This window comes from Sphingomonas phyllosphaerae (assembly GCF_036946485.1).
Classification (GTDB): domain Bacteria; phylum Pseudomonadota; class Alphaproteobacteria; order Sphingomonadales; family Sphingomonadaceae; genus Sphingomonas; species Sphingomonas phyllosphaerae_E.
The window spans coordinates 791,243-815,123 of sequence record NZ_JAQIJA010000001.1 but is presented as its reverse complement, the minus strand read 5'-3'; the positions used below and the strand labels follow the sequence as shown (position 1 = coordinate 815,123).

Genomic DNA, 23,881 nt, shown 5'->3' with positions numbered 1-23,881 from the left:
CGTTAGAATGCTCGATTAGCCGGGGCAGGTTTGACCACGCATTTTCCGGTGTCGAAATTCGGCTGACGTCCGAAGTTGTAAGATCGCTCAGCGGCGAGAGTAGTTCGATCGATCGTCCAGACGCTCTGTTCCTCTCGAACGATCACTTTCTCGGAAGTGAATGCCGCCGGGGCTTTATAAGCCACGCCAGTGGAGACGACGTAGATCGTCGCCCTTCCCTGCGTCTCATCCAGCGTCATCTCGACCGGATTCGGATTTGGTCCCGAAGGCACCTCGCACGAGAGATAGATCGGCGCACTGGCCGCCAACAGCATCCACAGCATTCTGATTCTCCGACCTCGCTCGACGTCTGATGCCTCGCGCGCCGGCAACACCGCAACCCCTGAGGAGGAGGCCGTTCCATGGATGAATACGACGCGCCTCATCTCGAGGTCGGCTTCCTCATCAACACTGGCGCGTCCGAGACGCAGGTCGACCGGCTCGCGACCACGATGGACCGCGCTGAGCGCTCGATCAGCAGTCAGGCTGCGCTGATCGAGCGCTCGACGTCGAACATGGTCAAGCTCGGCAGCGCAGCCGCTGACGTTGACGCGTTTTCTGCGACGGCGTCACGCAAGCTGTCGTCGGTCGCCGACCAAGCTAGCCGCACCGGCGACGCCATGGCGCAGATTGGCGCGGGTCTCTCCGGCGCAACCGCCAAGGTCGAGGCGTACGGCAGCGCGGCCACGCGTGCCGAGGTCAACGTTGCCCGAGAGCGCAAAGCGACTGCGCGAGAGGTCGAGCTTATGATCGCTCGCCTTGAGCGTGAGACCGCTGCGATCGGCAAGAGCAAGGAGGCGCGTCAGCAGGAGCGGATCGCCATCCTCGCGGTGACCGCCGCGCAGCAGGGCAACACCGACGGCGCCGAGCGCCTACAGATGGCGGCGCGCGCCAAGGCGCAGGCGATGGCGAACGCTGCCGAGGAGCAGATTGACGCCGAGCGCCGTCTCATCGCCTCCCGCGAGCAGGAGGAGCAATCGCTGCGCTCGTCGGCGCAGGCGTACAACATGAACATCGCCTATGGGCGACAGATGCTGGCCGCGTATCACCAGCAGGAAAAGGCCGCCGCTGCTGTCGCGGCCGAAAACCAGCGCCTTGCCGCCGCGGCCGACCAGATGAAGCGGTCAATGGACCCGGCCTATGCCGCTCAGCGTCGCTTCGACGACGAGATGGGTCGCGCGCGCCAGCTGGTAAGCGCAGGTGCCCTTGGGATCGACGATTATGTCGCCAAGCTGCGCATCGAGCAGGCGGCGCTTGATCGATCGACTGAGGCACACCGGCAGCGCGCGGTCGTGCAGCGCTTTACCGCGAGCGAGACGTTGAACATCTCGCGTCAGCTGCAGGACGTCGGCGTCACAGCTGCGATGGGCATGAACCCGCTGATGATCCTGGTTCAGCAGGGTCCGCAGATATACGACGTGCTCGAGCAGGCGAAGGCTCGCGGCGTCAGCGCGGGGGCCGCCCTTACCCAGATGGGCAAGGATGTCGTGACCTATGGCGTCACGGGTTTCAGCAAGCTCGCTACCGTCCTCACGCCTGCCAACGTGCTGCTCGGTACCACGGCGGTCGCGACCGTGCTCGTTGTGCGCGAGCTAGGTCGCTACGGCGAGGAGATGCGTCGCTTCGAAGCGACCGCGGCGGGTCTAGGCCGCACCTCGGGGCAGACCGCGCAGCAGATGGAGGCCATTGCCGAAGCTGCGGCGATGACCGGCGATCGCTCACTGACCGCGGCGCGCGACAGCGTGAACGCATTTACTACCGCCGGCATCCAAGGCACGCAGACGCTCACGTTGCTCTCGGCGAACGTCGAACGCTATGCGAAGCTGACCGGCACGGATGCCGCGCAGGCGCAGACGGCACTGGCTGAAGCCATGTCCGATCCGGCGCGCGCGGCCGACACATTCACCCAGCAACTCGGGCTGCTGAACGGCGCGCAGTACGAGCATATTCGCCAGCTGGCGGCGCAGGGCGATGGTGAGCAGGCGACGGCTGAGCTGACCCGCATCCTGACGGGCGATTTGGCTGCAAACGCCAACCAGACCACCGGCCTCGCCAAGGTTATGGACGGGCTCGGCAGCGCTGTCGCGGGCGTCGCCACTATGTTCGGACGCCTTGATCAGCGCATCCGAAACGCAGGCGCTGCTTACGACGAATGGCTGAAGAAGAACGTCGGCGGTCTGGCCGTCGACCTGTTCGGCACCGGCAACAAGCTGCCGAAGGGGCCGAACGCGAACGCCAGTCGCAACCAGGATCAGATCGCCGCCCTGAACGCTTCGCAGTCGCTGAACACGACCGGCATGAAGCAGTTCAACGATCTGCTTGCACAGCAGCGCGTCCTGCAAAAGGGGTTGGCTGACACGACCGGGCTTACCGCCGGGCAGGTGCAGGCGTTGCAGCACGATTACCGTGCGGTGACCGACACGATCGCGGCCAACCGCTCCGCGACGGGCGCATGGATCACGACGCAGGAGCGAGCGCATCTGGTCGCCCAGGCGCAGGCGAAGCTGGCGGGCGCACGCACGAAGGCCGACAAGGCTGCTGCGCAGCAGCAGTTGACCCGTCTTCAGCTCGGCAACCAGGTGCTAACGCAGCAGGAGCGTCAGACGCAGGCCGAAGACGCCTATCAGCGCGTCGCCAGCCGCTACACCAAGCCGAAAGTCGATCATCACGCCGACGATTTGCTTCGCCAGGCCAAGGCGATGGAGGCGCAGATTGACGGCCTTTATGACGTCGCCGATGCGTACGGCGTCTCGGGGTCGGCCGCGCTGATCGCTGAGGCGCGCGCGCGCGCCGAGACGAGTGCAATCCTCAAGCGCGGGGAAGCAGACGAGTTCGTCGGACGCCAGATCCGCTTGGCCGTGGCGCAGCGCGTGCGCGATGCAAGCGCCTCAACGGCCGCCATGGCCGATCAGGCGGCGGAGCAGGAAAAGGTCAACCGCGCCGTCAGCTCTGGGCTCATCCCTGCGGCACATGCGGCCGAATTGCTCAAGGACCAGATTGCCGACCTGCCTCTCCTGAACGCGCTCGAGGCCGCCCGGACGCTCAAGGGCGAGGATGGAACCCGCGCCGTGAAGCGGGCGACCGCTGCCCTGGAAGCCAATCGCTCGGCGCGCGATCGGCTGACGGACGCGCAGCGGAAGGCTGCCGTGCAGCTCGCTCAGGAGAACGCTGACGATCGTCTCGCCTCGCTCCAGGAAGAGATTCGGCTGATCGGCGCGACGGACGCCGCGCGGGTCCACTCGATGGCGCTTTTCAATGCCACGCAGCAGGCATCGCGGGAGAAGATGGAGGGGCCGGCCGGAGCAAAGTGGATCGCTACGCAGGTCGCGATCGCCGACGGCCAGTATCAACTCCAGCTCGGCACGGACGCTTACAACGCCTCGCTGACCGAGACCGCCGACAAATGGAACATCATCGCCAGCAAGGTATCGGACGCCGGCCGGGGTATGGCGGACGCGTTTGGTGAAGCTGGCCAAGCAATCGGCGGGCTCGCCTCGATCTTTGCTAACTACCAGGCCGACCGCAGCCGGGCTGAAGAACAGCACACCGCTGCCCTGCTGAAGGCGGGGAACATCGAGAAGCTGATTGCTCAGGAAAACACCCGTTTCGCGCTCCGCTCGTCCGGCGCGCGCGTTGCGGCGTTCGGCGACATGACCAACGCCGCAAAGGGCTTCTTCAAGGAAGGCTCGGCGGGCTGGAAGGCAGTGTCGACCGCTGAGAAGGCGGCGCGCGCGGTTGAGTTCGCGCTGTCGGTGCGCTCAATCGCGCAGGACGCCATCGAAACAGGCTCGAAGCTGGCGAGCAGCGCGGCGCGTACCGCGGCGAACGCTGTCGAGGCGGTCACGAAGGCGATCGCCTCGCTACCGTTCCCAGCGAACATCGCGGCTGGCGCGGCAACGGTCGGCGCGCTCGCGGCGATCGGCGTGTCGATCGCGGGCAGCCTGGGCGGCGGCAAGAACAACCTGACGAAGGCGAACAACGGCACCGGTACCGTGCTCGGCAGCCCCGACGCGCAGAGCGAGAGCATCCGCCGCGCGCTGGACGGGCTCAAGGAAGTCGACCTGCTGATGCTGGGCACGTCACGCCAGATGGCGGCGTCGTTGCGTTCGATCGAGGATCAGATCGGTGGCGTGGCGTCGCTCGTCGTGCGGGCTGGCAACGTCAACGCTGACGTGAAGGTCAACGAGGGGTTCCAAAAGAACCTCATCGGCTCGGTGCTAAGCAAGATCCCGCTGATCGGCGGCGTTCTCGGCGGGCTGTTCGGGTCGAAGACCGAGACTATCGGCGGCGGGCTCTACGGCAAGGCGCAGTCGCTCGGCACGATCCTCAACAGCGGTTTCGACGCGTCCTACTATTCCGACGTCAAGAAGACGTCCAAGTTCCTCGGGATCACGACGGGGACAAAGTACAGCACGCAGTACACCGGAGCCGACGCGGGGCTGGAGAACCAGTTCACGCAGATCCTGCGCGAGTTCAACAACGCGATCATCGCGGCGGCCGGGCCGCTCGGCGTAGCGACCGGCGACATCACGTCGCGGCTCAACGGCATGGTCGTCGACATCGGCAAGATCGACCTCAAGGGGCTATCGGGCGAGCAGATCCAGGAGAAGCTGACCGCGGTGTTTGGCGCGACCGCCGATCGCATGGCGTCCGGCGCGTTCCCCGGCTTCGAGCGGTTCCAGAAGGTCGGCGAGGGCCTGTTCGAGACCGTCGTGCGCGTCTCGTCAACCGTCGAGCAGGTCAGCGGCTCACTGGCGCAGCTGGGCAGCTCGGCGAAGACGCTCGGGATCGATGCCAAGGTTGGGCTGGCGGCTCAGTTCGAAAGCCTGTCGGCGATGACGTCGGCGATCAGCGCCTATGCCGATGCCTTCTACACGCCGGCCGAGCGCAATGCGGCAAAGCTGGCGCAGCTAGGCACGGTCATCACCGGGCTGGGCGTGAAGATGCCCGACACGCTCGCGAACTTCCGCGCGCTCGTCGAAGCGCAGGATCTGAATACCGCTGCGGGCCGCGCGATCTATGCGACCCTGATCCAGCTCGCTCCCGCCTTCGCCGAGCTGAAGCAGGAGATGGACGGCGCCAAGTCGGCGGCCGACATCCTCGCCGAGCGGCAGGGGCTGGAGCGTCAGCTGCTCGAACTGGCCGGTAACACCGCGGCGATCCGCGAACTTGATCTGGCGAAGCTGGATGCGAGCAATCGGGCACTGCAACAGCAGGTCTGGGCGGTGCAGGATGCGCAGGCGGCGGCCAAGGCGGCGGAAGAGCTGCGCAACGCGTGGTCGTCGGTCGGCGATAGCATCATGGAAGAGGTCAAGCGCATCCGCGGCCTGAACGGCGCGGACGCGGGCGGCAGCTACGCCTCACTGCTCGGCCAGTTCAACGCCACGACCGAGATGGCGCGCGCGGGCGACCAGAACGCCGCCAAGTCGCTGCCCGGGCTGTCGCAGGCGCTGCTGAAGGCTGCCGCCGACACAGCGACCAGCCGGCAGGAGCTCGACCGCGTGCAGGCGCAGACCGCGGCGTCTCTTGAGGCGACCCTCGCCATGATCGAGAAGGTGGCATCGACCTCGGGCGCGGCCAGCGCAGACCGGATGCTGGAAGCCATGCAGATGGCGCCCGGCGCGGCGAGCGATGCCGGCGAGCAGCAGAACCGGGTGGAAGCAATTGGCGACGAGATTGCCTCGCTCCGGCGTGAGGTGGTCGGCCTCCTGGCTGACGTGAAGAACAACACCGGGCGGGTGGCGAAGACCATGGACACGGTGACGAGCAACGGCGCGGACGCGATCAGCGTGGTGCAGGCCGCATGAAGGTCGTCACCGGCAACGGCGAGTTCGATCTCGGTACCACCGAGACGACGCCGACGATCGGGCTGACCGACTTCAGCCGGCGGGTGACCGACGACTTCGGCGTGACGACCGTCGTCGAGCGCGGCTTCTCGCGCCGAATGTCGGTCAAGCTGGGGCTGCCGTTCGACACGGTCGATGCCGTCCAGCGCCGCCTGTCCGACCTGCGCGCGGCGCCCGCGCTGTGGGTCGCAGACGATCGGTTCGTGTGGCTGAGCCTGTACGGCTTCTACAAAGACTTCGATCTCGATCTCGCTAACCCGCCGCTCAGCCGCTGCACCCTGTCGATCGACGGGCTGGCCGAGACCGGCGGCGTAACCGACAACGGCGCCGACCCGGCACTCGGTCAGTCATCGACGCTCCAGCTGCTACAGCCCACGCCGGTGACCGACGCCACGCTGGTCGGCAGCCTCGTCGCCGAGAACGATGCGCCAGAGTGGGTGAGCGGCACCGGCTATGCGAAGGGCGCGCGCGTCATCCGCGCGAGCACGCACCGGATCTACGAGAGCCTGATCACCGGCAATACCGGCAAGACCCCGGAGGCCGAACCGGCTTGGTGGCTCGATCTCGGGCCGACGAACCGCTGGGCGATGTTCGACCAGGCGCTCGGCACCGCCACGACCCGCAACGGCGGCGTTGAGGTGACGCTGAACGGCGGGGCCGCGAACGCCGTGTCGCTGATCGACCTGGTGGGCGACACCGTTCGTGTCCGCGCAAACGGGTACGATCAGACGCAGGCGGTGCGGCCCGGCGCGATGACCTTCACCGGCTTGCCCGGCACCGGTCAGGTGATCGTGAACGTCAATGGCGCGCAGGCGGCTGTCGGCACACTCTTGATCGGCCGCATGGTTGGGCTCGGCGTGACCGAGGCCGCGCCGACCGCGGGCATCACCGACTTCAGCCGCAAGGAGACAGACGACTTCGGGGCGGTGAGCGTTGTCGAGCGCGGCTATCTGAAGCGCATGACCGCCCGCGCGCTGATCCGCACGGACGCGGTCGACATCGTCGCTGATCGGATGGCATCGGTTCGCGCCCGCCCGTCGCTCTGGATTGGCCAGTCTGGTGTCGACGCCATCACCGTCTACGGCTTCGTCAAAGACTTCGAGATCGAGGTCGGCACCGCGGTCAGCAAGCTGTCGCTGACCGTGGAGGGGCTGACGAAGGCCGCGCCGATCGCGACCGTGCCGGCGCAGATCGTTCAGCGCGGCGACTTCAGCCCGACCACGATCTATGCCGCTGGCGCGGTCGTCCAGTATCAGGGTTCGTCCTGGCTCTACATCGCCGCAGCCCCCGCATCGGGCTATGTGCCGCCTTCGCTGCCGACCACGGAAAACGGCTTCTGGCGGCTCTATGCGCGCCGCTGGAATGATAGTGCGAACCTGATGGACACGTCGGTCTGGGTTCCCGGCGCGTCCAGCACCATCGGCCGCTTCGCGTCGGTCGAGGCGCCGGTTGGCGAGAGTTCGGTCATCCTCGTGGAGCAGGGGCCGACCGGGGCGAGCGAGCCGGTGTGGCAGGCGCTGTCTGCCGACGATGTGTTCACCGACGCGCCCGGCGCGCCGGACGGCGGCTGGAATTACGACCTGACCGCGGACGAGTTCGATCACCGCAAATCCTACCGGCTCATGGTGTGGGCGCGGCAGTCGGGTGAGCGCGACCGGGGCGGGCTATATCTCGGCACCGGGCCGACCAGCGTCCGGCTTGTCGGTGGCGAAGATAGCAATCCGTATCTCTGGGCCGGCAATCTGCCAGCCAACGATCGGTGGTTCCTGATCGTCGGCATCCTGCACGGCTCGGGCTACACCGGCGGCGACACCGGGCAGAGCGGCGTCTACGATCCGGTGACGGGCACGCGCGTCTTGCCGGGCGGCGATTGGCGACAGAAGGTCGGCGCCACGCTGTTGCGGCACCGCGCGTTCCAATATTATCGCCGCACCGGCGCGGCGTCGCTGTTCGCGCGCCCATCGATCGAGCCGATGACCGACGCGACCTTCTCGGTCGAGCAGCTGTTCGCGACCGTCGGCATGACGTCTGCACAGGCGTCGGACTTCGCCAAGGTCCAAACCGCGATCTTCAATATCACCTCCGATAACATCATCGCTGCCGGTGGTGAGAAGAACCAGATCATCCAGCTGTACGCGCAGGTCTATGACCTCTCGACCCGCGCACACGATGCCAGTGTAGCGCTGGGAGCAACTTACGGCGGCGATCCGACGCTGACAGAGCGCATAGCGCGCAATTCAGCGATGGGTGCGCTGGAAAGCTACCTTCTCAACGAAGTGAGCCGCTGGAGCGACCCGACGATCGACAGTACGGTCGACGGCCCCCGTCTACGTGGCCTTTTCGCGAATGCGCAAGGCACCGCCAATCAGCTCGTTTCGGCCAACTCGGCCTTCGTTCGGGACCGTGCGAAATTGGCGCTCGACCGCGCGGTCGCAATCGGGTCGGACAACGTGCTGTCGGCTGGGTCGGAAAAGCAACAGACGGTCATTGACTGGAATACGCTCTACCAAGACCTTGAGTCGCTGTACGCGAAGTATGTCCAGCTCGGGTCGCCGTCGGATCTGACCGCCGGGCTCAACGCCGCCTCGGCAGCCCGCACGACGCTCGGGTCGTACCTCGGCAACCTTAACCCGCCATGGAACCAGATCAGTACTGACACACCGATCGTATCCGCGGATTGGTCGTCGAATTGGACGAACGCTTACCAGCGCATCAATGATTTTCGTGCGCAGATCACCGGCCGCAAAGGCGATCCGGGCAAGGACGGTCTAAACGGGAAAGACGGCCTGAATGGAACCGATGGGATCAACGGCACGAACGGGCAGAGCATCCACATTGCGTTCGCCGACAGCGCAGACGGAACGGTCAACTTCACCACCGGACCCGGTGGGACGCGCGCCTACATCGGCGTCTATACCGACCAGAACCCCGGCGCCGACAGCGAGAACCCCGCCGCCTACGGCTGGACGCTCATCAAGGGCGCGGATGGCAAGAACGGGCTCGCTGGCCCTGGCGGCTATGTCCACCTCGCCTATGCGAACAGCGCGGATGGCAGCATTGACTTCCATCTGAGCGACCCAACTGGACGAAAGTATCTCGGCACCTACACGGACCAGATCGAAGCCGACAGCCCGAACCCAGCCGTCTATGCTTGGAGCCTGATCAAAGGGGCAGACGGCACAAACGGGACAAACGGCGTTTCGCCGATTGCGGTGTCGCTCCAGCCGCCCTCAATCGTCGTGCAAACCCTGTCGAACGGCACGCCCTATGGCGGGCAGTTCCCGTTCAACATCGGCGTGACCGCCGCGCAGGCGGGCAGCAGTACACCTGTCACCGGCATTGCGATCATTTCGGCGGACGGCATGACGCTGTCGCTGAACCCGCTTCGGGTCACCGCCGTGTCGAAGACCGACGCCTATGCCGTGATCGATGTCTCAGCGGCCGGCCAGACCCAGCGCGTCCAGATCAGCGCCACGATCAACCGCGACGGCGCGGATGGCGGCGTATCCACCCGGATCGCCATCAACGCGCCGCAGCTGACGTGGACTGGCTATACCCAGCACGGCAACAGCATCGGCATCAACGCCTCGACGACCGGTAAGCTCTCGGTCAACCTGACGGGCTTGGTCACCGGCGACCCGGCGGCTGATTACGTGATGCGGTTCGTGTCGAAGCTGCAATACCGCGTCGCGGGCGGCACATGGACCGACGTGGCCGGCTCGGAGGCGACCAGCACCGAAGGCGGCACTACGACGGTCGGTGACAGCGGGCCTGTCAGGATCGTCCGCGCCTCCGTGAACGGGACCGGGCCTTATACCATCACGGGACTGACGGCGGACGCGGCCTATGAGGTGCGCGCCATGACGTACCGGACGAGCGCCAACGGGAGCAGCGCCGTCGGGCTGAGCCTTTATGCGGAGCGCGTGCAGTGATCGCGATTAAGCACGGCAAGAGCGGCGAGATCCAGTTCGTCGAGGGCTTGCGCGGTTACGGCACTGACTGGGCTCAGATCGGCCCGCCGCTGCCCGCCGCCAACGATCCGAACCTGCTGGTGCTCGTCTCGGGCGCATGGGTCGAGGATCCCGTGAAGGTCGAAGCGATCCTGCTGCCGTCGATCAAGGCCGAGGCAGAGCGTCGCAAGATGGGCTTCCTGTCTGCCGGCGGCGCAAAGAAAGCGGAGTATGCGCAGAAGGCGGCAGAGGTGTCCTTCTACGATAGCCTCGGCGGATCGCTGACCACGATCCTTGCGGCGCTCAATGCCCTCACGGCGGCGCAGCGCCGCGCGAAGTTCGGCTATGCGCTGGCGGACGCCGCGGCTTTCGGAGAGCCGACCATCACGCCCGCTATCGAGCGCTTCCGCGCGGGCATGGCCGGCTCCGACAAGGTGCCGGCCATCGCCGCGGCCGAAGCGAGGGCCTGCGCAGCGATCAAGGCGGCGACCACCGCAGCCGCCAAACGCACGGCAGCCGCCGCGGTCAGCTGGCCAGCTTAACCACCAAGGAGAACGACCATGAAGAAGATCGCGATCGCGAGCGCCCTGCTCGCGTCGGTGTTGCTGGCTGCCTGCCAGGACGATCGGCCGGCACCGCCGCCCACGACCAATCTCACCGACGAGTCAAACGGCGTCATCGTCGAGACCGCCCCGTACCCCGGCGATCGGCGGTAATCGCAGTGCTCGCGCTCTCCATCGCAACCGTCGCCGCGCAAGCGGCTGACGCGGCCAAGAGCCTGTCGGCGGTGATGGTGGAGAGCGTTCCCACCCCAGCGCCGCCGAGCTTCAACAACAACCCGAGCCTGTTCCTCTGGAACCTGTTCCTGATGACGGCCGGCTTCTTCCTCGGGCTGATGATGGTCGGGCGCCAGGCGACCCGCGTCTGGCATCAGCGCCGCTATGACCACCCGGTTCACCCGGTCAGCCTCTACCGGGCTGTCACGCTGTTCGCGGGCGCGGCGCTGACACTCAGGTGCGGTGCCGAGGCACTCAGCCTGTGGGGCTGGAACCCAGCCGATCCGGTGACAGCAGCGCGCGCCATGATGGCGAAGCGGATCATCGACCCCGTCTCTCTCGCATGTGGGTTCATCTGGATGGCGATCGTTCTTCTCGGCGAGCCCGGCATCGAGCACCAGCTGCGCAAGGCACCACTCCCCGTCGATATGTGGTCGCGGTGGCCGGTGCTGGTCCGCGCGCTGCTCGTCATCATCCTCAGTTTCGCCGCGGCGCTCGTAGCCGTCGTCTTCCGGTGAGGCTGGCGGTCGCGGCAGGGGCGGCCGCTGCCACGCTCCCGGTAACCGCGAGTCCTGTGACGTGGGACTTCCTCGGCTACGCCTATCATCCCGGCCCGGTGCTGATCTCCGCCCTCGCGGTCGCGATTACCCGCGCCATTGTGTTCCTCCAGACCACCGGTCGCCGGCAGGTCATCCTCGACGTCATGGTGTCCATGCTCTGCGCGCTGGTCGCGGCGCTCTGGACGCAGGCGCATAGCCTTGACCTGTTGCAGGCCGGGTTGACCGGCATCGGTGTCGCCGCGATCGGCATCGGCATCATCGGGATCGCGAAGGGCCAGGTCGGCAGCGCGATCCGCACCGGTGCGCAGGCGATGCTGACCGCGCTCGCTGGCGGCAACAGCGGGGCGATCGATCGGGCGATGACCAAGCTCGATCAGCAACCCGACGCGGAACGCCGCGAACCCTAACCGACAAGGAAGCATGTATGGCAAAGGAACCAGCGTGGCTCGCAGCCGCGCGGGCGAAGCTCGGCACGCGTGAAGCGCCCGGCGCCGCCAACAATCCGACGATCATGGGCTGGGCCAAGCGCCTCGGCACCAAGGTGCTGGGGATGGTCTACAACGCGGACAGCGTGCCGTGGTGCGGGCTGTTCGTCGCCACCTGCTTCGACGAGGTCGGCATCAAGCCGGTGTCGATCGCAGTGCGCGCGAAGGCTTGGGCGACCTGGGGCAGCCCGGTCGCTCCCGCTGATCTCGCGCCGGGCGCGGTGCTGGTGTTTGAGCGTCCCGGCGGCGGGCACGTCGGCTTCTACGTCGGCGAGAATGCGACCGCATACCGCGTGCTGGGCGGCAATCAGGGCGACGCGGTCACGCAGGCGTGGATCGAGAAGAAGCGCTGCGTCGCCCGGCGCTGGCCGCTCGGCGTGCCGCTGTCCGGCAAGCCGGTGCAGATCGCCGCCTCGGGCGTGCCGCTGTCGAGCAACGAGGCGTGACCGGCGCGGCGATGGCGCGGCTTTTGAGCCGCTTCTGGCCGGCTATTCCGATCATCGCCGCAGTCGCGCTGGCCATGCTGTTCCGTGCCCAGCGCGACGACGCGCGCCAGACGCTTCGTAACGAGCGGCAGGCGTGGACCGCATCGCTCGATCGCGCGGACCGCGCGCGCGCCGATCAGGAGCGCGGCTTTGCCCAGCAGATCGCAGCCGCTGCCACTTCCTTCGCCGACCGCCTCGCCGCGCGCGAGCCGATCATCCTTCGATCCACGAACACCGTGAGGGAATATGCTCAGACTGCTGCTGGCCGCGTCATGTGTCGTGGCGCTGACCGGGTGCGCGAAATCGACTCGCTTGATGCCGATCTCGCCGATCGAAGTACCGGCGCCGCCCAGCGCGGCGATGGCACCCTGCGCGCCAACGCCGCAGCATCGACAGCCAGACGGTAGCGCGTCCGCCAGCGACGATGACGCGACAATCCGCGACGGGCGCTTCGACCTGAAGAGCTGCGACGACAAGCGTCGCCTCCTGATCGACGCGTGGCCTCGTTCAAGCGCGGCAACGCCGCGCACCCGCTGACCACCATCAACCGACACTTCTGCCAGCCCGACCGGCTCACCGGGGAGAAAGACTATGCCTTCGACGACTGCTGCCGGTACCGGCCTCGCAATTTCAGCTGGTGTTCCAGCGACGCAGAGTGCGGGCGGGTACAGCGCCCTATCGTACACCGAAGTAGGAAACGTCGAACAGCTCGGCGGCTTCGGTCCGACGACTGAGGTGACCAGCTTCCAGCCCCTCAAGGGCGCTCAGCAGAAGCATAAGGGGCCGACGAACTTCGGCGCGCTGAACCCGACGATCGCGCTGGATGACGCGGATGCAGGCCAGGCGTTGCTGGCTGCCGCGGCGGCGCCCGATAACCGAGGCCTTTACGCCGTCCGCGTGACGAAGCCTGATGGGTCGCTGCGATACTTTCAGGTTCGCGTGTTCGGGATGCCGGAAACGATCGGCGCCGCAAATTCCATGATCACCGCTGCGCCGGTGCTCGAGATCAACACGCCGGTCATCAAGGTGCCGGCGGGCGCGCCGCCCGCTCCGGTGTTTGCGGTTCAGCCTTCAATTTCGCCGACGAACGGAGCCGTTGGCACGACGTTCACGGCCAACGACGGCTCGGCATCAAACGCCACAACCTACACCGCCCGTTGGCTTCTGAATGGAACCGCCATCGGCACGGGCGCGACCGTCACTCCCAACGCGGCTGGCACACTGGTCCGAGAGGTGACGGCTACCGGCACCGGAGGCTCGACCACTGCCACCAGCAGCGGTGTCACTGTGACCGCCAACTCAACCCCGGCCAACGCCCTCACCTATGCCGGTGAGCCGCTCACCTTCGACAACAACCCTCTCACCTACGGAGCCTGAACATGACCGCGATCGAAACCCTCACCGCTGCCCAGTTCCGTGGGCTTGGCCTCACCCCGACTGTCGATGCGCGGTCGCTCGCCATGCCGACTTTCTACGACTTGCTGGGCGACAGTCGCCTTGCGCTCGAGACGACTTCCACGAGCGCAAGCATCATCCGTCGGTCCGCGGCAAGCTTCGTCGAGCAGCTGAATATGCGGCCGTCGTTCAACAACCGCCTGCGGCGCAACGTCTACGGCGCGCGGGCCGGCTATACGTCGGCCGAGTACCTTCAGGCCTATTTCCAGAGCGTGTACGACTCATCGTCGAACATCGTGTTCCTCTTCGGCGTCATCAACGACATCGGAGCAGGTTACACTGCGGCTCAGGTTCTTAGCGGCTACCTGATGACGGCCAACGGGTCGAGCGGAGCGCCCGGGGATAGCCGCGCGATCGGCGGCATCGCCGGCGCAATCGACAAGCTGACCACCGCGGGCAAGCGAGTGGTCGTCTTCACCGACTGGCCGCAGCACAGCACGACCGAGGCCAAGGTCTTCCAGACCATCGATTACAATAGCGGGCTGATGGACATCGCCGCGCGCAATCCGATGGTCACCCTGATCGACACTTGGCCGGTCATGGTCAACCCGACCAACAACTCGTTCTCCACGCTGCTCAACACGGCCCTTTTTCAGGTGGAGGGCGTCATCCAGCACCAGAACATGGCCGGTGCCATGGCCATCTCCGAAAAGATCGATGCGGCAATCCGCCACTTCGTGCCGGTCGTGGATAATCAGCGCGTCGCCGCCCGCGTAGATGGGCCGCTCACCGGGAAGGACAACACGTTGTTCACGAACTCGCTATGGAACAGCTTGTTCGTCGAGGCTGATGCCGGCCCATCGTACCAAGGCGTGGGGTCGTCGAGCGGTGCTGGTGCTCTCGCATCCGGCAGCGTCGTCCCGCCGGGCTGGAAGGTCGAGATGGATGCGGGCACGACAGTCACCCTCAGCACCGTGGCGGGCAAGTACGGCAACGATCTCGTGGTGTCGATCACCGCAACTCAGGCGGGATCGGTGTATCTGCGGCAGGGCGTCAATGCAGCCGGCCGGGCCTCCCAAAACCCGGACCTTCGCGGCAAACCCGTTCGCTTTTCCGCCGAGGTGGACGTGGCGGCTGGTTCGTCGGCCTTCCTTGGCGTGGAGGCGGAGTGCGCCAGCCCGTCCACGGCCAGTGGCAATCTCTTGTTCGGGTCGAACAACGTGTCTGCCGGCACGCCGGGAGCCGGGCCTGCGACCGCCTATAGTCAGATCCTCATGACGCCGACCGTCACTCTCGCCGCGGACGCGACGGATGTCGTCGCCGGAACACGGTTCCGGTTCAACGGAGCGGGCTCTGCGACGATCAACGTTCGCCGGGTGGAGCTTCGCAAGCGCAAGTCGGCCGTCTGACAGGCATCCCTATCGGGGGAAGGCGCGGCGTCTCGGCGCGCCTTCCCCACCCCTATGCCTCCTGTGCTTGGGCCTAGCCCGCTCCTGTACGCGCGGGCCGGCGGAGAAATCGCATGACCATTCTCAGCGTTCACCCGCACTACAGCATGATCCCGGCGGACGATTTCGCCGCGGACTTCCCGCGCGCCGCGATTGTCGGCATCAACCTCAATCAGACCAGCCCGGCCGAGCTTCTCAGCAGCGCGCCATGGGCGATCGAGCTGGGGCAGAAAGCCCTTGCTCGCGGACGCGAGGTTCTATGGTCCGTGCCGTTCCCCGGCGCGCGGCAACTTGAGGCGGTCAACGAGGGCCGCCATGACGATCTCTATCGGTCGATCACCGACCAGCTCGTGCGGGCAATTCCCGGCACTGGCCGCATCCTCGTTCGCCTTCCGTGGGAGTTCAACCTCAAGGGCAACCCGGAGAACCTGTTCGTCGACAAGGCGGGCAAGCCGAACCATTCGCTGGGTCTCCTGGCATGGCGCCGGATCGCGGGCCTGTTCCGCGCGCGGTCGCCGCGCTTTCAGCTGGTCTGGTCGCCGAGCATCGAGCATCCTTCCGCCAGCGTGGTCGATCCGATCAAAGCATGGCCAGGCGTCGAGTTCGTCGACATCATCGCGCCTGATCTCTACGTCGCGCGCACCTTCGGCCATAAGCCGGGGGACTATACCGGCGGCTGGTTCCGTGCGCCGCTGCTCGCGCTGCGCGCCTTCGCCTATGAGAAGGGCAAGCCGTTCGGCCTCGCCGAGACCGGGGCCGACAGCGACGACTTCGCGGCCGACGTGGTGATGTGGCTGGCCGACGTAGCCAACGCGCCGAGCGGCTGTGCCTTCATCTCGTGGTGGAACGACTGGCAGGTGGTCGACTGCCGCATCACTGGCGGGCGGCTGCCCAAGATTGCTGCCGCAGTAGCGAAGCTCTGATGTGAGCGGCGTCTGCGATTGCTGCGGCGCGCCGCAGCAGAAGCGGGTCGAGCGCGGGGCGCTGGTGGCGATCGACGAGCCGTACACACTCTTCTGGAAGGGGGAGCGTGTTCCGCTCTACGCGTCCGAGGCGCGTGTCGCGTTCGAGTTGGTGCGCTGGGGGCAAATATCGATCGAGCGGATTTGCCTGCTCGCGCCCCTAGCTGAAGACGGCAACGACGAGTGCCTGGCGCACAATCGGATATGTCGCATACGCGCGAAATTGCGCGCTGCCGGCGCGGCCGTTGAGATCGCAAGTCGGCGCAACTTCGGCTGGGAATTGCGGCTGTCGCCCGCGGCGTCGTCAGAGTGAGAGAGTCGTCAGCGCCGCGGGCTGACATCGGAATGGCATAGCAAAGCCGTCGCTTCAAGGCTTTTTGTTCTATGAATGTTCCGGCATATCGGTCGCATGGTCGGGCAGCCGAAATCCCTCTACGACCTCCGCAAGGTGGAGGGAGCGGTCAACGTCACCTGCAAGGCGTGCGGCAAGTCGCGGCTCTACGATCTCGAGGAGCTAATCAAGTCGCGGACGTTTCAGCGGCTATCGACGGATTGGGAGATCGTGGTGCGCGAGATGCCGTGTTGGCACTGTCCGGATCGCACCGAGACGCGGGTCGCCATCGTCCCCTATGCCGCCAACGACCGCGAGCTGCGCGCGCGGCGCGCCGAGATGCTGATCATGAACCTAGCGTTGGCTGTCTTGAAGGACTCGACGGCCCGCGCGCAGCAGATCGGCGTCGACACTCCCGCCGTCCGCCTAGCCCTTCGCGTGCTCCGGCCGTTCCTTCCCGATCAATCGCTGCTCGTCCGGTTCTGGAATGAAGGACAGGCTGCCATCAACGTGCCGGCGAATGAGGTGCACTTCGCTCATGGCTGGATCGTGCAGGCGCTGGTGAAGCAGGGTCACTCGGTCTGGGCTGAGTTCCGGGTGAGATAGCCGACCAGCCTTTCCCGCCCGAAAGCACGATCAGCGTGGTAAATGTTTCACTGTGGCGGCGAGTTCGGTGAGAGCGGAAGCGATCTGCTCGAGCGCGGCGGTCTGCTTGCGCTGCTCATTCCGCATCTGCTGTAGGTGCATGTTAAGCGTGTTTGCTGCGTTGTCGTTCATGGCTTCCTCCATCAAAAGTCGAGCCCGCGCCGCTCGATCTCATCGCTCAACGCATCCATCTGCGGATCGCCGCTCTCCCACGTCGTCTTCATCCATTCGGTGATGAGTTCCTGGTCGGTCCAGGTGGCGAGAGCCTCGGGGGTGAGCGGCGGCTGCGACTCGGTCATCTCAGCAGCGTATCCCGGCGCCGCCGGGCGCGCCATTCCGGTTTACACCTCATTGCCAAGTTATTGATTCTAGGAGACCGTTCTGGCGCTGGTTTACAAATCAACGCCTCTAAAATCAGCCATTACGATGTGCTTTGGGAGCAGGATGTCGCAGGTTCGAATCCTGTCTCCCCGACCACCTTTTCGATCGCTCCAAGCTCGACCTCGGCAGCCGGTTTAGGCCCGGATTCAACACGCGCGAGATCCTGTTCGCCGTTCAGCGCCGCCATAGAGGCGAGCGACATTCACCGCATTCCGCCAGATTTCGCCATCCAACGCTCTCGGCAAGTTCGAGAGTTCAGACCCGGACTCTCGCTTCCGCCCGCTCGCCAAAAAAGGAAGCAGGGCCCCGGATCAAGTCCGGGGCGACGAGGGAGGAATGATGGACCGAGAACGACAGCGACGTGGGGCTCTGCTCTGAATGCCGATCGCGTCCAAAGCGTGATATCCTCAACTTGATCCGTCACTGCCTCCGTAGCGACGCGATGACGAACGGCGAATCCGACCTCACGCCACCATCATCCGGGCGCGGGCGTGCCTCAGATCACCCCCGCCTTCATCTGCTTCACTGCGTGATCCGCCGCCCGCGCGGTCATCGCCATGAAGGTCAGCGACGGGTTCACGCACGATACCGACGCCATCTGCGCGCCGTCGGTGACGAACAGGTTCGCCGCATCATGCGCCTGGTTCCAGCCGTTGAGCACCGAGCTGTTCGGATCGCGCCCCATGCGCGCGCCGCCCATCTCGTGGATCGCTTCGCCGGGAACGTGCTTGCCGCGCCCGCCGGTGACGTTGGTCAACCCGGCGCGGCGCAGCATCAGCTGGCCTTGCTCCAGCGCATCGTCCATCATCTTGATCTCATTATCGCGGAACGTCACGTCGAAGCGGAGCAGCGGGGTGCCGAAACGATCGGTCTTGCTGAAGTTCAGCATCACCTTGTTGTCGTCATAGGGCAGGCACTCGCCGAACGCGCCCATCGAAAAGCGCCATGGGCCATATTCGCGCATCTTGTGCTTCATCTCGGCGCCGAAGCCGTCGACCATCGCCGGCTGACGGAACGCCTGCCCCTGATAGCCATAACCGCGCTTGAACGGCAGCTCCTCGGACACGAGGTTGCGGAAGCGCGGAACATAGACTCCGCCCGGTCGCCGGCCATATTCGATCAGGTCGGTCATGCCCGGGATGTCGCCCGACACGCCGACGCGGAAGATATGGTCCATCACCTGGCTGCCCAGTGCGCCGTTGGAGTGGAACCAGCTCCGCTCGCTGTCCTTCGGCCGCGAGTTGAGCAGGACGTGGAGCGAACTCATCGCCGAGGCGCACAGGAACACCATCCGCGCCTGCACCACCTCGGCGCGGCCGGTCTTGGCGTCGACCATGCGAACGCCGGTGACGCGCTTCTTCGCCGGATCATATTCGAGGTTGGTCACCCACGTATCCGACCGCAGCGTCAGCCGCCCGGTCGCGCGCGCCGCCGGCAGCGTCACCGCCTGGGTCGAGAAATAGGCGCCGAAGCTGCACCCATGGCTGCACTGCGACCGCTTCTGGCAGCGCGTGCGGTTCTGCTCGGGCTTGTCTTCGGTGATGTTGCTGAGCCGGGCGTTGATCAGCTTGCGACCGGGGAACTCGCCTTCCAGCCGCCCCTTCAGCCACTTCTCGGCGACGTTCATCGGGAACGGCGGCATGAACTCGCTGTCGGGCAGATAGTCGAGGTTTTCCTTGCCCCCCGACACGCCGATGTACTTCTCGACATAGCTGTACCATGGCGCGACGTCGTCATAGCGGATCGGCCAGTCGACCCCGACGCCCTCGCGCTTGTTCGCCTCGTAATCGGTCGGCGCCCAGCGGAAGCTCCACCGTCCCCAGGTCAGCGACTTGCCGCCGACCACCGACGGGCGCACCCAGTTGAACTTGTTGGGCGCGTCGTAATCATACGGGTTGAGCCGGTCGTTGATGAAGAATGGCTGCGTCGCGGGCGACACCCAGCCGTTGAGCGCGAAATAGTCGCGCTTGGCCAGCGCCGCGGGCATCCGGTCGCGCGCAGGGGTTTCATAGACCGACTTGCCGTCGAACGGATAATCCTCGCCATGTTCGACCATCCGGCCACGATCGACCATCAGCACGCGAAGGCCCTTTTCGGTCAACTCCTTGGCGGCCCAACCGCCGCTGATGCCGGAGCCGATGACGATTGCGTCGAAACGATCTGTAGCTGCCATGATCTTGGAAATCCGCCGGATGGATGTTCGGGGAAAAGCGGCGGCGCGGCCGTGCGCGCCGCGAGCGCGTCAGGACGAGAAGATGCGCTTCACTTTCGCATAGGGATAAGCGCCGTCATAATCGCCGGGGACGGGCAGATATTCGCGCTCCTTCGTGATCCCGACCTCCGACGTATAATAGCCGGTTAGTACCAGCTGCTTGAACGCAGGGAAGAAATCGGTCGCGCCGGGCAGTTTGTCGTTCATCGCCAGCGTCAGCAGCGCATCCTGCTGCGCCGCCGTGGCCTTGACCGCGGGCACGCGGTTATCGGCCATGCTGCGGGCGTCGATCGCCGCGAGGCCGCCCAGGATCGTCCCACGCTCGTCGTCGATCGCCCAGTCGCCCAGCATATGTTCGATATATTCCGGCACGCCCGCGGCGATCGCGCCCGGCGTGTCGGTGGTCGGGATCACCCGCTCGCTGAGCGCCGCGACCAACGCGCGCTGCGCCGCGGTGAAAACGGGCGCCGGCGGGCCGGTGTTGATGACCGGATTGGGCTGATAGGCGACGGCCCGTGCCAGCGGCGCAAAAACGCTCGCTCCGAAAGCGGCGACCATCCCGGCCAGCGCACCGCGACGATCGATCATCGCGACGCCTCGCGCCCGCGACCTGCGTGAGCCTGCCTCATACCTCTTCCCAACCCGCTTATTTCTCGGACAAAGTTATGCCGCAGCCGCCGGTCGCGTCAATGCGCCAATGGTCTAGGGCGCGGGCCAGGATCGTGATCGACATCAGCCGGCCCGTTTCCCGAAGGCCCCGGCCATTAACCTTATCTCAGCAAGCATTTGTCATGAGGGAGCTACACCCGGCTCGCGTGGCGGCTTTACATGCCCCTACTCCGGTCGATCCCGATCGGTCTTCATTCATCCGGGAAGGAGGTTCTTGATGACGAAGCGCGGCCTTTCGGTCTGGTTCGGACTGGGTTCCAGCCTTCTGGCCATCCTCGTCGCCGTCGAGCGGCCGCATTGGTTCGGTCTGCCGGCCGCCGCCGCACCGACGTCGCAAGCAGCGCCTGCCGCGACCTCGCCCGAGCGATCTGCGCCCTGGCTGATCAAGCGCCATAGCGCCTCCGCGCGCTAAGCGGCACCGATTACGCGGACATATCGCTCATCGGCAGGCGCGCCGCACTCACTCGCCGCCCGCTGAGCGCTGCTGTGCGGCGCGTTCGGTCAGCGTTTTCAGCGTTTCGTCGAACCGACCTTCCCGCTCGGCCTGACGAAGGAACTGCACCTCGTCGACAAGGATCTCGCGCGGCGTCGGCTGCTGGAGGAATTGCGCCGCCACCGCGTCGGCGAACGCCTCGAGCGGCATATAGCCCGGCCGGTGCGCCTGCCCCGGCGTCAGGTCGGTCTGCACGCCGGGCGGCGCCAGCTCGATCACCTCGACCTTGCCCGCCAACTGGGTGCGCAGCGACACCGTATAGGAATGGATCGCGGCCTTCGTCGCCGAATAGGTCGGCGCCATGACGAGCGGCACATAGGCGAGCCCCGAGGTCACCGTGACGATCGCGGCATCGGGCTGCGACACCAGATGATCGGTCAGCGCATTGGTCAGCCGGATCGGGCCGAGGATGTTGATCGCCACCGTCGCCTCCGCATCGGCCAGATCACGCCGCTGCGTCACGTCCTCGTACTTCATGATCCCGGCGTTGTTGAACAAGACGTTCAGCGCCGGAAAGTCCGCCACCACCTGCGCGGCGAAGGCGTCGACCGCACCGGCGTCTTCGACATCCAGCGTCCTGACGTGCATCCGCTCGCGCCCCGCCGCGGCTTTCTCCAGCGCGTCGCGGCGACGCCCGGCAATGATGACCGTGTCGCCGCGATCGTGGAAACGGTGCGCCAGTGCCTCGCCGATGCCGCTGCCGCCGCCGGTCATCAGGATCGTGTTGCCGCTCGTCTTCATCGCTGCCTGCTCCGCCTGTCGACGACGTCCCGTGCCGCCTCTGTTCGTGTCGCCGCTGCCAACGTCATGAAGACGCAGGCGGTTTCCCGGAGCCACGCGGTTCGTCGCACGCCACGCCCCGATCGGCCGACGTCGCCCGCCCGGATCCAACGGTCGGCCCTTCCTTGATCGATGTCAGCAGGCTAGGTCGCCTTCACCTGCCCGCCTGCCGCCCGGAATCGATGACCGACCTTACACCGACCCCGCCCGACGATCTTCCGCCGGCGCTCGGCTTCCTCGCCGGCGGTGGCGCGGCGACGCGGCTGATCCTGGCGCGCGACTGGCGCGACCATCCGCTCGGCCCGCCCGAAGGCTGGCCGGCGCCGTTCAAGGCCGCGCTCAGCCTGGTGCTCAACTCGCCGGAATCGATGATCCTGTGCTGGGACGCGGACGCGCTGTTCTTCTTCTTCAACGAAACCTATTTTCCGCTGCTCGGCCCACGGATCGACTGGGCGATGGGCACGCCGATGCGGGAGGTGTGGGCCGATGCCTGGGAACAGGCGCGCCCGATCGTCGAGGATGCTTTCGCCGGGCGCAGCCAGCGGTTCGTCGACCTGCCGTGGAAGCTCGCGACCGATCGCGGCGCCGCGGATACGTGGTGGAGCTTTTCCTACTCGCGCATCCTCGACGAACAGGGTGAAAACGCCGGACTGTTCATCTTCACCAACGAGACGACCCAGCGCGTGCTCGCCGATCGCGCGCTGACCGAAAGCCGCGCCGAGCTGGTGGCGCTCAACGCCGATCTCGCGCGACAGGTCGCACAGCGCACTGCCGAGCGCGACCGGATGTGGAACGCCTCGCCCGACCTGATGGTCGTGGTGTCGCCCGACGGCCGATACCTGTCGGTCAATCCGGCGTGGAGCGAAATCCTCGGCTACCGCGCCGATGAACTGATCGGGATCGATGCTTTGTCGCTGGTCCATCCCGACGATCTGCCCGCTGCGGTCGAGGCGTTGGCCGCGGCACAGGCCGGGACGATGCCGACCTTCGAGACTCGTTTCCGCCACCGCGACGGCAGCTATCGCTGGCTGCAATGGGTCGCGGCGCCCGGCGAGACCGAAGTGTTCGCGATCGGCCGCCACATCACCGAGGCGAAGGAAGCCGCCGAGCAGTTGAAGCGCACCACCGAACAACTGACCCAGGCGCAGAAGATGGAGGCGATCGGCCAGCTTACCGGCGGAGTGGCGCACGATTTCAACAATCTGCTGACGATCATCCGCGGCTCGGTCGAGCTGCTGCGCCGTCCGAACCTCTCGCCCGAGAAGCGGGAGCGCTATGTCGAGGCGATCAGCGAAACCGCGACGCGCGCCGCCAAGCTGACCGGGCAGTTGCTCGCCTTCGCGCGGCGGCAGGCACTGACCCCGGAATTGCTCGACGTCGGCGACGCGGTCGGCGAGATCGCGGAGATGGTGCAGACGCTGATCGGCGCGCGCGTGGCGCTGCATGTCGAGCCGCCCGAAACCCCGTGCCTCGCGGAGGTGGATCGCAGCCAGTTCGAAACCGCGCTGGTCAACCTCGCCATCAACGCGCGCGACGCGATGGACGGTCAGGGCACGCTGCGCATCGCGGTCGCACCGGTCGGCGAGATCCCGTCGTTGCGCGGGCACCACGGCATCAGCGGCGATTTCCTGTCGGTCGCGGTGACCGATGACGGCGCGGGCATCGCGCCCGAGGCGCTGCCGCATATCTTCGAACCGTTCTTCACCACCAAGGGGGTCGGCAAAGGCACCGGGCTGGGGCTCAGTCAGGTGATCGGATTCGCCAAGCAATCCGGCGGCGACATCAGCGTGACCAGCGAGGCCGGTCGCGGCACGACGTTCACGCTCTACCTCCCGCGCGTCGCCGAAGGGCGCGCGGTCGCCGAGCCGATCGAGGACGACGGCCCGGCGGACGGCCAGGGCGCCTATGTGCTGCTGATCGAGGACAATGACGAAGTCGGACGCTTCGCCACCACCGCGCTCAACGAACTCGGGTATCGCAGCATGTTGGCGACCAATGCGCAGGATGCGCTGGCGATGCTGGAGGCCGATGCCGCGCGGTTCGACATCGTCTTCTCCGACGTGGTGATGCCGGGAATGAACGGGGTCGAATGCGCGACGCGCATCCGCCAGAACCATCCCTCGCTGCCGATCGTGCTGACCAGCGGTTACGCGCATGTGCTCGCCGAAAACTGGCAGCACGGGTTCGAATTGCTCCACAAGCCCTATTCGATCGAGCAATTGTCGCGCGTCCTGCGCCGTGCCGTGGCGCGCAGCGCACGCTGGCGGCGCGATTAGAGCGACACCGCATCAGCTTGGATCATCGCTCCGCCGTGCAACGGTCGCCCAGAGGGCAATGACGATGCATAGGTTCGAACCTTTCGATCGTCATTGCGAGCGTAGCGAAGCAATCCAGGGCGTCCTGATCCGGCCCTGAACCGTTTCG

Annotated in this window: 21 protein-coding genes; 15 read left to right on the top strand and 6 right to left on the bottom strand. The window is 66.2% G+C overall.

Annotation, left to right across the window (positions count from 1 at the left end):
* Positions 1-2 precede the first annotated feature (2 nt).
* Complete coding sequence (locus PGN16_RS03720; RefSeq protein WP_335308046.1) at positions 3-323, bottom strand: hypothetical protein; 321 nt, start codon at positions 321-323, stop codon at positions 3-5.
* A 78-nt stretch (positions 324-401) separates the two neighbouring features.
* On the opposite strand from PGN16_RS03720, the gene PGN16_RS03715 reads away from it, so the two are divergent.
* From PGN16_RS03715 to PGN16_RS03655, 13 genes are all read left to right on the top strand, one after another.
* The gene (locus PGN16_RS03715; RefSeq protein ID WP_335308045.1) at positions 402-5,846 is read left to right on the top strand and encodes a phage tail length tape measure family protein; all 5,445 of its coding nucleotides are present in this window, start codon (positions 402-404) and stop codon (positions 5,844-5,846) included.
* Positions 5,843-9,817 (top strand): hypothetical protein, encoded by a 3,975-nt coding sequence (locus PGN16_RS03710; protein WP_335308044.1) that lies wholly within the window; start codon positions 5,843-5,845, stop codon positions 9,815-9,817. Before PGN16_RS03715 ends, PGN16_RS03710 begins: the two co-directional genes overlap by 4 nt.
* Positions 9,814-10,377 (top strand): hypothetical protein, encoded by a 564-nt coding sequence (locus tag PGN16_RS03705; protein ID WP_335308043.1) that lies wholly within the window; start codon positions 9,814-9,816, stop codon positions 10,375-10,377. The genes PGN16_RS03710 and PGN16_RS03705 overlap by 4 nt, the downstream gene beginning before the upstream one ends.
* A gap of 18 nt (positions 10,378-10,395) precedes the next feature.
* Entirely contained in the window at positions 10,396-10,551 is a 156-nt protein-coding gene (locus PGN16_RS03700) for a hypothetical protein (RefSeq protein ID WP_335308042.1), read from the top strand.
* Between the two features lie 5 nt (positions 10,552-10,556).
* A complete protein-coding gene (locus tag PGN16_RS03695) occupies positions 10,557-11,129 on the top strand; it encodes a hypothetical protein (protein WP_335308041.1) in 573 nt (190 codons plus the stop codon).
* The gene (locus PGN16_RS03690; RefSeq protein WP_335308040.1) at positions 11,126-11,578 is read left to right on the top strand and encodes a hypothetical protein; all 453 of its coding nucleotides are present in this window, start codon (positions 11,126-11,128) and stop codon (positions 11,576-11,578) included. The genes PGN16_RS03695 and PGN16_RS03690 overlap by 4 nt, the downstream gene beginning before the upstream one ends.
* A gap of 17 nt (positions 11,579-11,595) precedes the next feature.
* Positions 11,596-12,102 (top strand): TIGR02594 family protein, encoded by a 507-nt coding sequence (locus PGN16_RS03685; RefSeq protein ID WP_335308039.1) that lies wholly within the window; start codon positions 11,596-11,598, stop codon positions 12,100-12,102.
* On the top strand, positions 12,099-12,548 hold the full coding sequence (locus PGN16_RS03680; RefSeq protein WP_335308038.1) for a hypothetical protein: 450 nt from the start codon (positions 12,099-12,101) through the stop codon (positions 12,546-12,548). Before PGN16_RS03685 ends, PGN16_RS03680 begins: the two co-directional genes overlap by 4 nt.
* A gap of 184 nt (positions 12,549-12,732) precedes the next feature.
* Positions 12,733-13,518 carry a hypothetical protein gene (locus PGN16_RS03675; protein ID WP_335308037.1) on the top strand — a complete coding sequence of 262 codons (786 nt, stop codon included), beginning with the start codon at positions 12,733-12,735 and terminating at the stop codon, positions 13,516-13,518.
* Positions 13,519-13,520: 2 nt separating this feature from the next.
* Entirely contained in the window at positions 13,521-14,945 is a 1,425-nt protein-coding gene (locus PGN16_RS03670; RefSeq protein ID WP_335308036.1) for an SGNH/GDSL hydrolase family protein, read from the top strand.
* 113 nt (positions 14,946-15,058) lie between these two features.
* On the top strand, positions 15,059-15,907 hold the full coding sequence (locus PGN16_RS03665) for a hypothetical protein (protein WP_335308035.1): 849 nt from the start codon (positions 15,059-15,061) through the stop codon (positions 15,905-15,907).
* A 1-nt stretch (position 15,908) separates the two neighbouring features.
* Positions 15,909-16,259, top strand: coding sequence for a hypothetical protein (locus PGN16_RS03660; protein ID WP_335308034.1), 351 nt, complete (start codon positions 15,909-15,911; stop codon positions 16,257-16,259).
* 75 nt (positions 16,260-16,334) lie between these two features.
* Positions 16,335-16,883 (top strand): hypothetical protein, encoded by a 549-nt coding sequence (locus PGN16_RS03655; RefSeq protein ID WP_335308033.1) that lies wholly within the window; start codon positions 16,335-16,337, stop codon positions 16,881-16,883.
* A 30-nt stretch (positions 16,884-16,913) separates the two neighbouring features.
* On the opposite strand, the gene PGN16_RS03650 is transcribed toward PGN16_RS03655, so the two are convergent.
* The 4 genes from PGN16_RS03650 to PGN16_RS03635 form a co-directional block, all read right to left on the bottom strand.
* Positions 16,914-17,054: a hypothetical protein gene (locus PGN16_RS03650; protein ID WP_335308032.1), complete on the bottom strand. Its 141-nt coding sequence runs from the start codon at positions 17,052-17,054 to the stop codon at positions 16,914-16,916.
* Between the two features lie 11 nt (positions 17,055-17,065).
* Positions 17,066-17,221: a hypothetical protein gene (locus tag PGN16_RS03645; RefSeq protein WP_335308031.1), complete on the bottom strand. Its 156-nt coding sequence runs from the start codon at positions 17,219-17,221 to the stop codon at positions 17,066-17,068.
* A gap of 578 nt (positions 17,222-17,799) precedes the next feature.
* Positions 17,800-19,476: a GMC family oxidoreductase gene (locus PGN16_RS03640; RefSeq protein WP_335308030.1), complete on the bottom strand. Its 1,677-nt coding sequence runs from the start codon at positions 19,474-19,476 to the stop codon at positions 17,800-17,802.
* 69 nt (positions 19,477-19,545) lie between these two features.
* Positions 19,546-20,103, bottom strand: a complete 558-nt coding sequence (locus PGN16_RS03635; protein WP_335308029.1) for a gluconate 2-dehydrogenase subunit 3 family protein — start codon at positions 20,101-20,103, stop codon at positions 19,546-19,548.
* Between the two features lie 298 nt (positions 20,104-20,401).
* On the opposite strand from PGN16_RS03635, the gene PGN16_RS03630 reads away from it, so the two are divergent.
* Positions 20,402-20,596, top strand: coding sequence for a hypothetical protein (locus PGN16_RS03630; RefSeq protein WP_335308028.1), 195 nt, complete (start codon positions 20,402-20,404; stop codon positions 20,594-20,596).
* 48 nt (positions 20,597-20,644) lie between these two features.
* Here the strand turns inward: PGN16_RS03630 and PGN16_RS03625 are convergent, their stop codons facing one another.
* On the bottom strand, positions 20,645-21,418 hold the full coding sequence (locus tag PGN16_RS03625) for an SDR family oxidoreductase (RefSeq protein ID WP_335308027.1): 774 nt from the start codon (positions 21,416-21,418) through the stop codon (positions 20,645-20,647).
* Positions 21,419-21,639: 221 nt separating this feature from the next.
* On the opposite strand from PGN16_RS03625, the gene PGN16_RS03620 reads away from it, so the two are divergent.
* Positions 21,640-23,733, top strand: coding sequence for a hybrid sensor histidine kinase/response regulator (locus PGN16_RS03620; RefSeq protein ID WP_335308026.1), 2,094 nt, complete (start codon positions 21,640-21,642; stop codon positions 23,731-23,733).
* Positions 23,734-23,881 lie beyond the last annotated feature (148 nt).

Excerpts from the sequence above, each read along its gene's own strand:
- PGN16_RS03720 (WP_335308046.1), bottom strand. The coding sequence starts at position 323 with ATGCTGTGGATGCTGTTGGCGGCCAGTGCGCCGATCTATCTCTCGTGC.
- PGN16_RS03715 (WP_335308045.1), top strand. The coding sequence starts at position 402 with ATGGATGAATACGACGCGCCTCATCTCGAGGTCGGCTTCCTCATCAAC.
- PGN16_RS03710 (WP_335308044.1), top strand. The coding sequence starts at position 5,843 with ATGAAGGTCGTCACCGGCAACGGCGAGTTCGATCTCGGTACCACCGAG.
- PGN16_RS03700 (WP_335308042.1), top strand. The coding sequence starts at position 10,396 with ATGAAGAAGATCGCGATCGCGAGCGCCCTGCTCGCGTCGGTGTTGCTG.
- PGN16_RS03685 (WP_335308039.1), top strand. The coding sequence starts at position 11,596 with ATGGCAAAGGAACCAGCGTGGCTCGCAGCCGCGCGGGCGAAGCTCGGC.
- PGN16_RS03675 (WP_335308037.1), top strand. The coding sequence starts at position 12,733 with ATGCCTTCGACGACTGCTGCCGGTACCGGCCTCGCAATTTCAGCTGGT.
- PGN16_RS03670 (WP_335308036.1), top strand. The coding sequence starts at position 13,521 with ATGACCGCGATCGAAACCCTCACCGCTGCCCAGTTCCGTGGGCTTGGC.
- PGN16_RS03665 (WP_335308035.1), top strand. The coding sequence starts at position 15,059 with ATGACCATTCTCAGCGTTCACCCGCACTACAGCATGATCCCGGCGGAC.
- PGN16_RS03655 (WP_335308033.1), top strand. The coding sequence starts at position 16,335 with ATGTTCCGGCATATCGGTCGCATGGTCGGGCAGCCGAAATCCCTCTAC.
- PGN16_RS03650 (WP_335308032.1), bottom strand. The coding sequence starts at position 17,054 with ATGAACGACAACGCAGCAAACACGCTTAACATGCACCTACAGCAGATG.
- PGN16_RS03645 (WP_335308031.1), bottom strand. The coding sequence starts at position 17,221 with ATGACCGAGTCGCAGCCGCCGCTCACCCCCGAGGCTCTCGCCACCTGG.
- PGN16_RS03640 (WP_335308030.1), bottom strand. The coding sequence starts at position 19,476 with ATGGCAGCTACAGATCGTTTCGACGCAATCGTCATCGGCTCCGGCATC.
- PGN16_RS03635 (WP_335308029.1), bottom strand. The coding sequence starts at position 20,103 with ATGATCGATCGTCGCGGTGCGCTGGCCGGGATGGTCGCCGCTTTCGGA.
- PGN16_RS03630 (WP_335308028.1), top strand. The coding sequence starts at position 20,402 with ATGACGAAGCGCGGCCTTTCGGTCTGGTTCGGACTGGGTTCCAGCCTT.
- PGN16_RS03625 (WP_335308027.1), bottom strand. The coding sequence starts at position 21,418 with ATGAAGACGAGCGGCAACACGATCCTGATGACCGGCGGCGGCAGCGGC.
- PGN16_RS03620 (WP_335308026.1), top strand. The coding sequence starts at position 21,640 with ATGACCGACCTTACACCGACCCCGCCCGACGATCTTCCGCCGGCGCTC.